This is a genomic window from Cellulomonas citrea (assembly GCF_009829685.1).
GTDB classification, from domain to species: Bacteria; Actinomycetota; Actinomycetes; order Actinomycetales; family Cellulomonadaceae; genus Cellulomonas; species Cellulomonas citrea.
The window spans coordinates 1-13,271 of the sequence record NZ_VWSD01000080.1 but is presented as its reverse complement, the minus strand read 5'-3'; the positions used below and the strand labels follow the sequence as shown (position 1 = coordinate 13,271).

Here is a 13,271-nt window from a genome sequence, read left to right as displayed (position 1 = left end):
GGCCCCGCAGCCGCCCGGCGAGCTCGCGGCGGTGCTGCGGCGCCCGCGCGGAGAACGAGGACGGCACCGAGAGTCGCCCGACGGTGGTCAGACCGGTGCCCACGTCCGCAGCGGTGAGCCGGCGCACCCGGGCGTCGGGGGTGAGGACCGTGGGGCGCGGGCCGTCGAAGCCTCCCGGACCTCCCGGGTCGACGACGACGGCGTGCACGGGGCGACGTCCCGAGGGCACCAGCACGACGTCACCGCGACGCAGCCCGGACAGCGACGCGACCGCCCGGGCCCGGGCCGGGGCGTCGGGGACGGGCGCCCGCTCGCCCTTCTCGAGGGTCGACAGCTCACGGCGCAGCGCCGCGTACTGCACGAAGTCGCCGAGGTGGCAGGTCATCTCGGCCTCGAGAGCGGCCAGGGCCGCCTTGTTCGCGCGGCTGGTGCGCGCCAGGCCCACGACGGCCTGGTCGGCCTGGTACTGGGCGAACGAGGTCTCGAGGACCTCGCGCGCACGCTCCCGGCCGACCTGGGCGAGCAGGTTGACGGCCATGTTGTACGTCGGGGCGAAGGCCGATCGCAGCGGGTACAGCCGACGCGAGGCGAGACCCGCGACGTGCTCGGGGTCCAGCCCGGGCCGGGCCAGCACGACCGCGTGGCCCTGCGTGTCGATCCCCCGTCGCCCCGCCCGGCCGGTGAGCTGGGTGTACTCCCCCGCCGTGATGTCGGCCATCCGGCTGCCGTCCCACTTGACGAGGGAGTCCAGCACGACGCACCGGGCGGGCATGTTGATGCCCAGGGCCAGCGTCTCGGTCGCGAACACCACCTTGACCAGGCCCCGGCTGAACAGGTCCTCGACGGTCTCCTTGAACAGCGGCAGCAGCCCGGCGTGGTGGGCGCCCACACCGCGGCCCAGGGCCTCGGCGAGCTGGTCGACGCCCAGCACCGCCAGGTCCTCGGCCGGCACCGCCGCGCACCTGGCCTCGACGGTGCGACGGATCTCCGCCTCCTCCTCGGGCGTCGTGAGCCGCACCCCGGCCGCCACGCACTGGTCGACCGCGGCCTGGCAGCCGGCCCGGGAGAAGATGAAGACGATGGCCGGCAGCAGGTCCGCGTGTTCGAGCGCGTCCACGGTGACCAGTCGTGAGGCCGGCCGTGGTGGCCGCCCACCGCCACCGCGGTCCCCCGGGCGGCCCCGTCGTCCGGGTCCGCGGGTGTCCGGCCCGCCGGCGCGCAGCCGGGCCACCAGGTCGGGGTTGAGAACCGGCTCACGGTCGCCACCGCGCCGCGCCGGTGCATACAGGTCGAACAGCCTGCTGCCGAGCAGCACGTGCTGGTCGAGCGGGACCGGGCGGTGCTCGCTCACCACCACCTCGGTCGGGCCGCGCACGGTGGCCACCCAGTCACCGAACTCCTCGGCATTGGAGACGGTCGCCGACAGGCAGACGATCTGCACCGCCTCGGGCAGCTGGAGGATGACCTCCTCCCACACCGGGCCCCGGAACCGGTCCGCGAGGTAGTGCACCTCGTCGAGCACGACGTAGCCGAGCCCGACCAGCGCGGACGAACCCGCGTAGAGCATGTTCCGCAGCACCTCGGTGGTCATGACGACCACGGGTGCGTCGCCGTTGACCGAGGTGTCGCCCGTGAGGAGACCGATGCGGTCCGCCCCGTGCACGCGCACCAGGTCGGCGTACTTCTGGTTGGACAGCGCCTTGATCGGCGTCGTGTAGAACGCCTTGCGCCCCGTGGCCAGCGCCAGGTGCACCGCGAACTCCCCGACCACGGTCTTCCCGGCACCGGTGGGCGCCGCGACGAGCACCGCGCGGCCCTCCTCCAGCGCCGCGCAGCCGGCGGTCTGGAACTCGTCCAGGTCGAACGGCAGCCCGGTCGCGAACTCGCTGAGCTGCGGGGTCCGGGCGCGGCGTCGGGCGGCTGCGACACGCTGCGCCGGCGACGGCTCCCCAGATGCTGGCACGGCCTCAGCCTAGGTGCGCCGGGCGCCGCGAGCCGATCCGCGCGCGCCGACGCACCGCCGGGACGACGATGGGGATCAACGCCACCAACGGCGGTGGCGGTTCCCGAAGGAGGGGACCATGAAGGCACTCGTGTACCACGGACCGGGCAGCAAGGCGTGGGAGGAGGTGCCCGACCCGAAGATCGAGGCACCGACCGATGTCGTCGTCAGGGTCGACACCACGACCATCTGCGGGACCGACCTGCACATCCTCAAGGGTGACGTCCCGGCGGTCGAACCGGGCCGCATCCTCGGCCACGAGGCGGTCGGCACCATCCTCGAGACGGGTGGGGCCGTCACGACGCTCGACGTCGGTGACCGGGTGATCGTGTCGTGCATCAAGTCGTGCGGGAAGTGCAGCTTCTGCAAGCAGGGGCTGTACGCCCACTGCCTCGGCGACGAGGGCACCTCGGGCATCGGCTGGGTGTTCGGGCACCTCATCGACGGTACGCAGGCCGAGATGGTCCGCGTGCCGTACGCGGAGAACTCCGTACACCGGGTGCCGGCGGGGGTGCCGGACGACCAGGCCGTCATGCTCAGCGACATCCTGCCCACCGGCTTCGAGATCGGGGTGCTGGCCGGCCGGGTCCGGCCGGGCGATGTCGTCGCGGTGGTCGGGGCCGGGCCGGTCGGGCTCGCGGCGATCATGACCGCGGGTCTGCAGGGCGCCGCCCGGGTGGTCGCGATCGACCTGGACGCCAACCGTCGCGAGCAGGCGCACCGGTTCGGCGCCACGCACGACATCGACGCGGGGGCCGCCGACTGGCGCGAGCAGGTGCTCGCGCTCACGGACGGCTTCGGGGTCGACGTCGCGATCGAGGCCGTCGGCGTGCCCGCCACGTTCACAGCCTGCACGCGGATCGTGCGGCCCGGTGGACGGGTGGCGAACGTCGGCGTGCACGGCGCACCGGTCGAGCTGGCGCTCCAGGACCTGTGGATCCAGAACATCGACATCTCGATGGGGTTGGTCAACACCAACACGACGGCCATGCTGCTGTCGCTGGTCGCCGAGCACCGGCTCCCGGTCGACCTGCTGGCCACGCACCACTTCGCGCTGGACCAGATGATCGACGCCTACGACACCTTCGCCCGGGCGGCGCAGACGAAGGCGCTCAAGGTGGTGATCAGCCGCTGACCACGCCGGTGGCGGCTCCCGCACCGGGGGCCGCCACCTGGGCGCCGAGCACGGCCAGTGCGCCGGGGACGACCTGTGCATGCAGCGGCAGCGGTCCGATCCGCTCACCGTCGGCGAACGCGACGGGCGGGTGCGGGCCGTGCGGCGGTGACCACTCGACGAGCAGGCTGCGCGTGCGCACCACCTGGACGGCGGGGTGACCCAGGTGGGAGCCGGTGAACAGCGACGGGAACAGGCGCATGAGGTGTGCCCGCCCCAGCCCCGTCCCGGTGACCACGTCGAGCAACCCGTCGCCCGGGTCGGCGTGCGGGGCGATCCGCATCCCGCCGCCGAAGTCGCGGGTGTTCGCCGCGGCGACCAGCACCCCGGAGGACTCCCAGGTGCTTCCGTCGTCGAACGTGACGCGGTACCCGTACGGCCGGAACCGGGCGAGCTCGACGAGCAGCGCACGGACGTAGCGCCCGGTGCCGGACGGGAACCGCAGCCGGTTGGCGCGGGCGTTCACCGCCGCGTCGATGCCGCACGAGAGCACTCCGACGTACCACTCGGCGGCCTGGCTGCCCGGGGTCGTCACCCGGACCGCGTCGATGGGCCGCGGGCCGTCGGCCAGGCCCTGCAGGACGGTGCGGACCGACGCGCCGACATCGTGCACCGGCAGGCCCAGCACGCGCGAGATGTCGTTGCCGCTGCCGGCCGCGACGACGCCGAGCGGCAGGTCGCTGCCGGCCACCACGTTGACACCCAGGTGGGTCATGCCGTCCCCGCCGACCACGACCAGCGCGTCCAGCCCGCGCAGCGCGGCGGCACGGGCCGCGTCGCTGGCCTGAGCAAGGGTCGGCGCGGACAGGTCGATGACGTCGTGCCCCGCGGCCGCCAGCCCGGCGTGCGCCCGGGTGCCGGCGTGCAGGCCCCGGCCGTGGCCCGACGTGGGGTTCACGACCAGGCCCAGACGGCTCACCCGGCCTCCACACCTGCGGCGGACTCGGCGGCGGCCAGCTTCTTGGCCCTGCGACGGTCGTGCAGCAGGCAGACCCCGACGGCCCCGAAGTACAGCACCAGGATGGGCAGTGCGACCGCGAACATCGTGACGACGTCGGGGGTCGGGGTGGCGATCGCGGCGAACACGAACGCGATGATGACCGCCCACCGCCAGCCCGTGAGCCAGGTGCGCCCGGACACGAGGTTCGCCATCGTGAGCCCGACCATGAACAGCGGGAGCAGGAACGTCGCTCCGAACGCGAGCATGATCTGCATGACGAACGTGAGGTAGGACTGGGCGTCGATGAGGTTGACGGCACCGGTCGGTGTCGCCAGGGTCAGCAGCGCGACGGCGTTCGGGATGACCCACCAGGCCAGCGCCGCCCCCGCGACGAACAGCGGCACCGCGGCGCTCACGAAGCCGATCGAGTAGCCCCGCTCGCGCCGGGTGAGGCCCGGTGTGACGAAGGCCCACAGCTGGTAGATCCACCACGGGCTGGACACCAGGATGCCCAGGAAGATCGCGACCCTGATCTTCATGTCGAACGGTGTGGCCACCCCGGCGAAGTTGGGTGCGATCTCCTGGTGCCGGTCTGCGGCGACCTTGAGGATCGGGGCGAACAACAGGTCCATCACACGGCCGGAGACCACCCAGCCGATGATCCCGCCGACAAGGATCCCGACCGCGGCCTTGACGACCCGCGACCGCAGCTCGACGAGGTGGTCGCGCAACGACATCCGCCCCTCAGGGGCGGTCGTCTTGCGGCTCACGCGCGGTCAGGCGTTCGGGGCACGACCGTCGCCGGTGGGGCTCTGCGGGGTGCTCGCCGGCGGCGGCGTCTGCGGCGTGGCCACCGGGTCGACCACCGTGGTGCGGCTCGGGTCGTCGTCCCGCAGGTCCTTGACCTCGGACTTGAAGATCTTCAGCGACTGGCCGACGCTCTTGGCGACACCGGGGAGCTTGTTGGCACCGAACACGACGAGCACGATCGCGAGCACGATCAGCAGGTTCAGCGGGTGATCGAGGACATTCCTCAGCATGACGGGCCTCCCAGGCGGGGTCTGGCGTCGATAGTACCCGGGCGGGGGCCCGTGCCGGTGGTCCGGCTCATCAACGCCACAGACGGTCCCACCGCTCGTGCGCGGCGGCGTGCGAGGCGGCCCGGCGGGCGTCACGTGCGGCCCGTCGTGCCGCCAGGCCCCCACGCCAGCGTGCGGTGTCGTCGGCGGTCGCGAGCAGCGGGTGCACGACCGCCACCCGCCGGGAGACCTCGCTCAGCTCGGCGACCTGGTCGCTGAGCCGGGCGGCGGCGTCGGACGCCCGGCCCAGCTCGGCGCCGAGTGCCACAGCGCGCCGCCACAGGTCCCGGGCCAGGAAGAACGCACCGACAACGGTGCCCACGACAAGCACGGTCCACACCAGCCACCAGATCACGGCTGCTCCTCGTAGGCGTCCAGGGCCGCCCGCGCGGTCGCGGCGACCTCCTCGGCGACGGCACGCGGGCGAACGTCGAGCACATCGTCCGCCGCACCGAGGAGCAGCTGCACCACCCAGGTGTGCGAGACGACGCGCAGGTCCACCTCGAACGAGCCGTCGGGCAGGTTGCGCACGGCCTCCACCGGGCTCTGCTCGGCGATCCAGCGGGCGCGGCTGCGCAGGTGCAGCGTCACCAGCTCGCCCGTCGGGTCCGGGTCGAACACCTCGGCGTGCGGGTCCACCTCATGGGTGTCGGCGGCCACGTCGAGCAGCTGCGCGGCCAGCACCCGGTCGAGCCGGAACAGCCGTTCGGCCCCCGCCGCCAGGCACCAGCCGAGCAGGTAGGAGCCCGCGTCGTCGGTCACCAGCCGGATCGGGTCGACCTCGCGCTCGCTCGTGCGGTCCGCCGCGTTGACGTAGCGCAGCCGCAGCCGACGACCCTGCGCCAGCGCCGAGGTCACCACGGCCTGCACCTGAGGGTCACCGGTGAGCTGCAGGCGCACGTCGAGCGCGGACGTGGCCCCGCCCGTCACGGACTGCACCTTGGCCAGCGCGGAGTCGAGGACCGCGCGCCGGTCGTCGTCGAGCGCCGGGCCCAGGTCCTCGGCCAGGGCCCGCAGCGCCGCGAGCAGCGCGACGGCCTCCCGGGCACCCAGGCGCAGCGGCCGGGTCATGCCCCGGGACTCGGTGAGCGTGACGACGCCCTGCTCGAGGGAGAACGCGTCGAAGTCGATGAGGTCGTACGGCTGGTACCCCGGGGTGCCGGTGAGCCACAGCGTCTCGACGTCCGCGAGCACCTGCTCGACGCTCACGCCGAACTGCGCCGCGAGCTGCTCGACGGGCGCCCCCGAGCTGCGGTCGAGATAGGCGACCATGCCGAGCAGCCGCAGCACGCGGTCGCTCGCCCGCTCAGCCACGAGGCACCTGCCCCAGCGCGGCAGCCCTGGTGAGCAGCGCGAGCACGGCGGAGCGCACCTGCGGCGGCGAGAGCACGAGCACGGCCGGACCGTAGCCGACGACCTCCTCGGCCAGCTCCCAGGTGGCGCGGAACGGCACCCGCACGACGTCGCGGCCTGGTGCGGCCTGCAGGTCACCCGGTTCGGCCGGCAACGCACGGGCGCGCAGCGCCTCGGCACGTTCCGGAGCCAGGGCGAGGACCGCCACCCCGCCGCGGCCCGTCGACCAGGCCTGCTCGGCCTGTGCGAGCAGCGCCGGGTCGGGCGGGTCGAACGCCTCGACCGGGCCGAGAGCCCGCACCGGGCCCTCGATCCGGGACAGCCGGAACGACCGGGCGGCACCGCGGTCACGGTCGTGCCCGATGAGCACCCAGCCGCCCCGCCGGGCCATCAGCCGCCACGGCTCGACGTGACGTTCGCGGACCTCGCCCGTCGTGGCGGCCCGGTAGGTGAAGCGCACCGCCCGCCGCTGGTGCAGGGCGTCGACCAGCGGGGCGAGTGCCGCTCCCCCGGCGCGCACCCGTGCGGCCAGACCCGCGACGAGGTCGCTGGACTGGGCCGACGGCGCCACCGCCCGCAGCTTGGTGAGCGCCCGGGCGGAGTCCACCCGCAGGCTCGCGTCCTGCCAGAGCTGGGCCGCCAGCGAGAGCACGCCGAGCTCGGCGGGTGTGAGGTCGATCGGCGGCAGCGCGTACGCCTCCAGGTCGATCCGGTACCCGATGTCGTCGCCGTGGCCGGCATCGGTGACGGTGACCAGCGGCACACCGAGCTCACGCAGGGTGTCCTTGTCCCGCTCGAACATCCGCTCGAACGCGTCCGGGGTCGGCGCGTCGGCGTACCCGGCGACGGTTCGGCGCACCTGCTCCTTGGTCAGTCGCGTCGAGGTGTTCACCAGGGCGATGACCAGGTCGAGCAGGCGCTCGTCGGGGGGGATGGTGGTGCTCATCGGACCTAACGTAGCGGCCGGTAGCGTGGGCGCGTGATCGCGTGGCGGCAGGGCGTGGTGGTTCGGGTCGACGACGGCTGGTCCGGTGCGCTCCCGCTGCGGGTGGACGTCGAGGGCCAGGAGGTCGCGGCGCTGGCCTACCCCGACCTGGTCGGGCGGATCGACGTCGGCGCCGTCGTGCTGCTCAACGTCTCGGCCCTGGTCCGGGGTCTGGGCACCGGCGGATACGCCCTCGTCGTCGCCCGGACCGACCGCCTGCCGTCCGATCCGCCCGCCGGTCCTGGTCACCTGGTCAAGGCCCGCTACACGCCGTTGCAGACGATGGTGCTCGGGGTCGACGAGCAGGAGTCGGTGCACCACGAGGTGCTGCGCGATGCCGACGACCTGGCCGGGATGCCCGTCGTCGTCGCCGATCTGCACTCGGCGGTCCCTGCCGTCGTCGCCGGTCTGCGCCACGCGGCCCGGCGCGCCGGTCGCCCGCCGCTCACGGTCGCCTACCTGCTCACCGACGGCGGCGCGCTGCCGGCCTGGTTCTCCCGGACCATCGGCACGTTGCGTGACGCCGGCTGGCTGGACGCGTGCGTGAGCACCGGGCAGGCCTTCGGCGGCGACCTCGAGGCGGTGTCCGTGCACTCCGGTCTGCTCGCGGCCCGGTGGGTGGCGCGGGCGGATGTCGCGGTCGTGGCCCAGGGGCCGGGCAACCTCGGCACCGGCACCCGGTGGGGCTTCTCCGGTGTGGCGGCGGGCGAGGCGGTCAATGCCGCGGCGGTGCTCGGCGGGCGACCGGTGGCCAGTCTGCGGGTGTCGGGCGCCGACGCACGGGAGCGGCACCGCGGGGTGTCCCACCACTCCCTCACCGCCTACGGACGGGTCGCGCTGGCCCCGGCCGACGTCGTCGTCCCGGTGCTGGACGGCACGCTCGGTGAGCTGGTCCGGGCCCAGGCGCAACCGCTGGGGGCGCCGGTCGGACGGCACCGGCTGGTCGAGGTGGGCACGGACGAGGGGCTGCTCGACGCCCTCGGCGAGTCCCCGGTGCGGCTGTCCACCATGGGGCGTGGTCTGCAGGAGGACCCGGCGTCCTTCCTGTCCGCCGCCGCCGCGGGGCTGCACGCGGCAGCCCTCGCGCTCGCCGGCTGAAGGCGCCGGCGGGAGGGTCAGTCGTCCGACGGGGTGACGGTGTGCCGGGCCAGCAGGGTCGCGAGCCGTCTCGCCTCGGCCATGCCCCGCTGCCCGTCCGAGCGTTGCACGCCCATCGCGGCCACCGTGTCGCCGTCGTCGAGGTCCAGCTGCACCCACGGCCGTCCCTCGCCGAAGCGCACCGACACGACCTGCGCCCAGCGCAGCCGACGCCTGACGACGAGGTTGCGCACGGTGAGCCCGTCGGGGTCGACGAGCACCGCCACCGAAGCCTCACGCCAGCAGAACCAGACCACGAGCACGCCGACCAGGACGAAACCCACCTGGTCACCGGGTCCGACCCAGTCCCGCGTCGCCCAGACCAGGACGACCGTCCCCAGCCCCGCCAGCACCCCCACACCCAGCGAGACCGCACGCGCCAGGCGCGGTCGGAACGGGGCGTAGGGGTCGGGCGTCACAGTCGGCAGGCGTGGATCGAGGTCACGATGATCGCGCGGGCACCGACGTCGTACAGGTCGTCCATGACGCGGTTGGTCGCAGACCGCGGCACCATGGCGCGCACGGCGCACCACTGCTTGTCATGCAGCGGAGAGACCGTCGGCGACTCCAGGCCCGGGGTGATGGCCACGGCTCGCTCGACCGCGGAGATCGGCACGTCGTAGTCCATGAGCACGTACTGACGTGCGGTGAGCACGCCCTGCAGCCGGCGGGTGAGCACTGCGAGCTCCCCTTCGGACGCCCCGGCACCACGCACGAGCACGGCTTCGGAGTGCAGCAGCGGATCACCGAACACGTCGAGCCCCGCCGCGCGCAGCGTCGTGCCGGTCTCCACCACATCGGCGATGACATCGGCCACACCGAGCCTGATCGACGACTCCACCGCACCGTCCAGCCGCACGACGGAGGCCGGCTCGATGCCGAGCCCGCCGAGGAAGTGCGCGACGAGCACGGGGTAGGAGGTGGCGACCCGACGGCCCGCCACCTCGTGCACCGAGGACAGCTCGCCGGCGTTGGCGGCGAACCGGAAGGTCGAGCGGCCGAAGCCGAGCGCGAGGTGCTCGGTGGCCTCCGAACCGGAGTCGATGAGCAGGTCGCGCCCCGTGATGCCGGCGTCCACCGTGCCCTGCCCGACGTAGACCGCCACATCCCGGGGACGCAGGAAGAAGAACTCCACATCGTTGTCGGGGTCGGGCAGCACGAGCTCGCGCGGGTCACGGCGTTGGCGGTAGCCCGCCTCGCGCAGCATCTGCACGGCCGGCTCGGACAGGGAGCCCTTGTTCGGGACGGCGATCCTCAGCACGGCCGGCTCACAGGTGGGCGTAGACGTCGGCCAGGGTCAGCCCACGCGCGAGCATGAGCACCTGGGCGTGGTAGAGGAGCTGGGAGATCTCCTCGGCGGTCCGCTCGTCCGACTCGTACTCGGCAGCCATCCACACCTCGGCAGCCTCCTCGACGACCTTCTTGCCGATCGCATGCACCCCGGCCTCCAGCTCGGCGACGGTGCGCGAGCCGACGGGACGGGCAGCGGCCTTGGCACTGAGCTCGGCGAACAGGTCTTCGAACGTCTTCACGTGCGCGATGCTAGACGGCCCGACCACCTGCGCGCCGAGCCGTCCACGTGCGGGCGGCCCTGGCGGGCCGCTCAGGCCGGTCCGGGGGCGACCAGCTCGCGCAACGTGAGCGCGGTGCCGATCGCGGCGAGCGCGGCCTCGGCGCCCTTGTCCTCGTGCGAACCTGCGCGCCCCACCCGGTCGAGCGCCTGCAGCTCGTTGTCGACGGTGAGCACCCCGAAGCCGACCGGCACGCCGGTGGTCACAGCGACCCGGGTGAGTCCGTAGGTAACCGACTGGCAGACGTACTCGAAGTGCGGGGTCCCGCCCCGGATCACGACCCCGAGGGCGACCACGGCGTCGACCCCGGTGCGGGCCGCCTGCGAGGCCGCCACCGACAGCTCGACCGCACCGGGCACCCGCAGCACCTGCACGTCCGTGACGCCCGACTCCTCGAGCGCGGCCAGCGCCCCGTCGAGCAGACCGGTCATCACCTGGTCGTGCCAGCGGGAGGCGATGACCACCACCCGCAGACCCGAGCCGTCGACCATCAGCTCGGGCGCCCCAGCTCCGCTCATCGCCACGCTCCCTCGTCCAGCACGTGCCCCATGGCCGTGCGCTTCGTCTCCAGGTACGCCGCGTTGTGCGGCGTCCTGCCCACCTGCAGGCCACGGACCTCGACGACGTCGATGCCGTGCGCCCGCAGCCCGGCCACCTTGGCCGGGTTGTTCGTCAGGAGCGTCACCGCGCTCACCCCGAGGTCGGCGAGGATCGCCGCACCCGCACCGTACTCGCGACGGTCCACCGGCCAGCCGAGGTCGAGGTTGGCCTCAACCGTGTCGCGTCCCTCGTCCTGCAGCGCGTACGCCGCGACCTTGGCCAGCAGACCGATGCCGCGTCCTTCGTGCCCGCGCAGGTACACCACGGCGCCGCCCTGCTCGGCCGCGAGGCGCATCGCCTCGTGCAGCTGGGGGCCGCAGTCGCACCGGGCCGAACCGAACGCGTCCCCGGTGAGGCACTCGGAGTGCACCCGCACCACGGGCCGCTCCCCCAGGCCCCGCACCGGGACGAGCGCGACGTGCTCGGCGCCCGTCCGCAGGTCGCGGTAGCCGTGCATGGTGAAGTCGCCGAACTGGGTCGGCAGCGCCGCCGACGCGGTCCGGTGCACGCGCTGCGCCTCGGGCGCCTCCTCGGTGGCCACCGGGAGGTCGCCGTGCTCGATGCGCCAGCGCACCAGGTCGGCGATGGTGAGCACGACCAATCCCTCGAGCGCCGCGAGCCGCTGCACATCGGGCAGCCGCATCATCGACCCGTCGTCGTGCACGAGCTCGGCGATCCCGGCGACCGGTTCGAGCCCGGCCAGCCGGCACAGGTCGACGGCCGCCTCCGTGTGCCCGCCGCGGTGCAGCACACCGCCAGGCGCGGCCCGCAGCGGCAGCACGTGACCGGGGCGGATGAGGTCGACCGGCCCGCTGGCCGGGTCGGCGAGCACATGCAGCGTGCGCGTGCGGTCGGCCGCCGAGATGCCCGTGGTGACACCGGTCGCGGCGTCGACCGTGACCGTGTAGGCGGTGCGTCGCGGGTCCTGGCTGGAGGGCACCATGAGCGGCAGGTCGAGGGCGTCCGCCCGGGCCGCCGGCATCGGGGCGCACAGGTAGCCCGAGGAGTGCCGGATGGTCCAGCCGAGCCAGGCCGGGGTGGCCGACTGCGCCGCGAAGATGACGTCGGCCTCGTTCTCCCGGTCGGCGGAGTCGGCGACCAGCACGGGACGGCCGGCGCGCAGCTCGTCGAGCGCCTGCTCGACCGTCCCGGTCGGGGGCAGCACGCCGGTCACCGGGTCACCGCCAGCAGACGTTCGGTGTACTTCGCGAGCACGTCGACCTCCAGGTTGACCGGGGCACCGGGGGCCAGCGCGCCGAGTGTGGTCTGCGCCAGCGTCGTCGGGATGAGCGAGACCTCGAACCGGTCGTCCGCGACGGCCGAGACCGTGAGCGAGACGCCGGAGACCGTGATCGACCCCTTGTGCGCGACGTAGCGGGCCAGGGCCGCCGGCAGGGCGATGGTCACGACGTCCCAGCGTTCGCCCGGGTCGCGGGACAGCACGGTGCCCACGCCGTCGACGTGCCCCTGCACGAGGTGACCGCCGAACCGGCCGTCCACCCCCATCGCCCGCTCGAGGTTGACCCGCTCGCCCGGGGCCAGGGCGCCGAGCGCGGTGTGCTCGAGGGTCTCCGGCATGAGGTCGGCCGCGAAGGTCCCGTCCCCGGCCAGCGAGGTGACGGTGAGGCACACCCCGGAGACCGCGATCGAGTCGCCCGGGTGGGCGTCGCTGGTCACCAGCGGTCCCCGCACGACCAGCCGGGCGTCACGCTCACCGCGTTCGAGCCCGACCACCTCTCCGAGCTCCTCGACGATCCCTGTGAACACGTCAGTCCTCCGATCGGGTCGCGACGACCAGGACGTCCGGCCCGAGCCGGAGCACCTGGGTGGGCACCAGCCGCACCGCGTCGTCGATGGTCGTGATGCCCAGGTCGGCGACCGCCGACGGGCCTGCGCCGAGCAGCACCGGCGCGAGATAGGTGTGCAGCTCGTCCACCAGACCGGCGCGCAGGAACGCCGCCGACAGCGACGGCCCGCCCTCGACGAGGACCCGGTGCGCACCGCGTGCGGCGAGCTCGCCGAGCACGACGTACGGGTCGTGGGTGCGCAGCTGGACGAGCGGGCCGCCGGGGCCGTGCAGCGCGGCACCAGCGGGCAGGTCGCGCATGCCGACCACGACCCGCATGGGCTGGTGCGAGGTGAGCCGGCCGTCGCTGTCGCGTGCCGTGAGCGACGGGTCGTCGGTGAGTGCGGTGCCGGTGCCGACCACGACGGCGTCCATCTGCGCACGGACGTCGTGGGCGTGGCGTCGGGCCAGGTCCGAGGTGATCCAGCGGCTGGTCCCGTCGGCGGCGGCGACGCGCCCGTCGAAGGTCGAGGCGAGCTTGAGCGTGACGTGCGGCCGGGACACCCGGGCCAGCCAGCCGGCGAGCAGCGTGCGGCCCTGCTCGACGAGGACCCCGCCGACCACCTGCACCCCGGCGGCGGCGA

General features: G+C 73.9%; 16 protein-coding genes. 2 read left to right on the top strand and 14 right to left on the bottom strand.

What is annotated here, in order from left to right; genetic code table 11:
- Positions 1 to 1,963 (bottom strand): DEAD/DEAH box helicase (locus F2B26_RS10125; RefSeq protein ID WP_159808947.1); only part of this gene is annotated, 1,963 nt, incomplete at its 3' end.
- Positions 1,964 to 2,081: 118 nt separating this feature from the next.
- Between F2B26_RS10125 and F2B26_RS10120 the strand changes: the two genes are divergently transcribed.
- Positions 2,082 to 3,137 (top strand): zinc-dependent alcohol dehydrogenase family protein, encoded by a 1,056-nt coding sequence (locus F2B26_RS10120; RefSeq protein WP_159808945.1) that lies wholly within the window; start codon positions 2,082 to 2,084, stop codon positions 3,135 to 3,137.
- On the opposite strand, the gene F2B26_RS10115 is transcribed toward F2B26_RS10120, so the two are convergent.
- From F2B26_RS10115 to F2B26_RS10090, 6 genes are all read right to left on the bottom strand, one after another.
- Positions 3,127 to 4,095, bottom strand: a complete 969-nt coding sequence (locus F2B26_RS10115; RefSeq protein WP_159808943.1) for a diacylglycerol/lipid kinase family protein — start codon at positions 4,093 to 4,095, stop codon at positions 3,127 to 3,129. The genes F2B26_RS10120 and F2B26_RS10115 overlap by 11 nt on opposite strands.
- Complete coding sequence (tatC, locus tag F2B26_RS10110; protein ID WP_328698669.1) at positions 4,092 to 4,886, bottom strand: twin-arginine translocase subunit TatC; 795 nt, start codon at positions 4,884 to 4,886, stop codon at positions 4,092 to 4,094. The genes F2B26_RS10115 and tatC overlap by 4 nt, the downstream gene beginning before the upstream one ends.
- A gap of 6 nt (positions 4,887 to 4,892) precedes the next feature.
- On the bottom strand, positions 4,893 to 5,156 hold the full coding sequence (tatA, locus tag F2B26_RS10105) for a twin-arginine translocase TatA/TatE family subunit (protein ID WP_159808941.1): 264 nt from the start codon (positions 5,154 to 5,156) through the stop codon (positions 4,893 to 4,895).
- A 70-nt stretch (positions 5,157 to 5,226) separates the two neighbouring features.
- The gene (locus tag F2B26_RS10100) at positions 5,227 to 5,550 is read right to left on the bottom strand and encodes a hypothetical protein (protein WP_159808939.1); all 324 of its coding nucleotides are present in this window, start codon (positions 5,548 to 5,550) and stop codon (positions 5,227 to 5,229) included.
- Positions 5,547 to 6,509, bottom strand: coding sequence for a helix-turn-helix transcriptional regulator (locus F2B26_RS10095; RefSeq protein ID WP_159808937.1), 963 nt, complete (start codon positions 6,507 to 6,509; stop codon positions 5,547 to 5,549). Before F2B26_RS10095 ends, F2B26_RS10100 begins: the two co-directional genes overlap by 4 nt.
- The gene (locus F2B26_RS10090) at positions 6,502 to 7,494 is read right to left on the bottom strand and encodes a helix-turn-helix transcriptional regulator (RefSeq protein ID WP_159808935.1); all 993 of its coding nucleotides are present in this window, start codon (positions 7,492 to 7,494) and stop codon (positions 6,502 to 6,504) included. The genes F2B26_RS10095 and F2B26_RS10090 overlap by 8 nt, the downstream gene beginning before the upstream one ends.
- A gap of 33 nt (positions 7,495 to 7,527) precedes the next feature.
- Between F2B26_RS10090 and F2B26_RS10085 the strand changes: the two genes are divergently transcribed.
- A complete protein-coding gene (locus tag F2B26_RS10085) occupies positions 7,528 to 8,631 on the top strand; it encodes a DUF3866 family protein (protein ID WP_159808933.1) in 1,104 nt (367 codons plus the stop codon).
- A gap of 17 nt (positions 8,632 to 8,648) precedes the next feature.
- Here the strand turns inward: F2B26_RS10085 and F2B26_RS10080 are convergent, their stop codons facing one another.
- From F2B26_RS10080 to F2B26_RS10050, 7 genes are all read right to left on the bottom strand, one after another.
- Entirely contained in the window at positions 8,649 to 9,089 is a 441-nt protein-coding gene (locus F2B26_RS10080) for a PH domain-containing protein (RefSeq protein ID WP_201292693.1), read from the bottom strand.
- Entirely contained in the window at positions 9,086 to 9,931 is an 846-nt protein-coding gene (hisG, locus tag F2B26_RS10075) for an ATP phosphoribosyltransferase (RefSeq protein ID WP_159808931.1), read from the bottom strand. Before hisG ends, F2B26_RS10080 begins: the two co-directional genes overlap by 4 nt.
- A gap of 7 nt (positions 9,932 to 9,938) precedes the next feature.
- Positions 9,939 to 10,202 carry a phosphoribosyl-ATP diphosphatase gene (locus tag F2B26_RS10070; RefSeq protein ID WP_159808929.1) on the bottom strand — a complete coding sequence of 88 codons (264 nt, stop codon included), beginning with the start codon at positions 10,200 to 10,202 and terminating at the stop codon, positions 9,939 to 9,941.
- Between the two features lie 71 nt (positions 10,203 to 10,273).
- Positions 10,274 to 10,759, bottom strand: a complete 486-nt coding sequence (ribH, locus tag F2B26_RS10065) for a 6,7-dimethyl-8-ribityllumazine synthase (protein WP_159808927.1) — start codon at positions 10,757 to 10,759, stop codon at positions 10,274 to 10,276.
- Complete coding sequence (gene ribA, locus F2B26_RS10060) at positions 10,756 to 12,015, bottom strand: GTP cyclohydrolase II (protein ID WP_159808925.1); 1,260 nt, start codon at positions 12,013 to 12,015, stop codon at positions 10,756 to 10,758. The genes ribH and ribA overlap by 4 nt, the downstream gene beginning before the upstream one ends.
- Complete coding sequence (locus tag F2B26_RS10055; protein WP_159808923.1) at positions 12,012 to 12,608, bottom strand: riboflavin synthase; 597 nt, start codon at positions 12,606 to 12,608, stop codon at positions 12,012 to 12,014. The genes ribA and F2B26_RS10055 overlap by 4 nt, the downstream gene beginning before the upstream one ends.
- Position 12,609: 1 nt before the next feature.
- Positions 12,610 to 13,271 (bottom strand): RibD family protein (locus tag F2B26_RS10050; protein ID WP_201292692.1); only part of this gene is annotated, 662 nt, incomplete at its 5' end.

Bases quoted from the DNA above. Each gene is read 5' to 3' on its own strand.
- F2B26_RS10090 (WP_159808935.1), bottom strand. From the start codon at position 7,494: ATGAGCACCACCATCCCCCCCGACGAGCGCCTGCTCGACCTGGTCATC.
- ribH (WP_159808927.1), bottom strand. From the start codon at position 10,759: ATGAGCGGAGCTGGGGCGCCCGAGCTGATGGTCGACGGCTCGGGTCTG.
- tatA (WP_159808941.1), bottom strand. From the start codon at position 5,156: ATGCTGAGGAATGTCCTCGATCACCCGCTGAACCTGCTGATCGTGCTC.
- F2B26_RS10120 (WP_159808945.1), top strand. From the start codon at position 2,082: ATGAAGGCACTCGTGTACCACGGACCGGGCAGCAAGGCGTGGGAGGAG.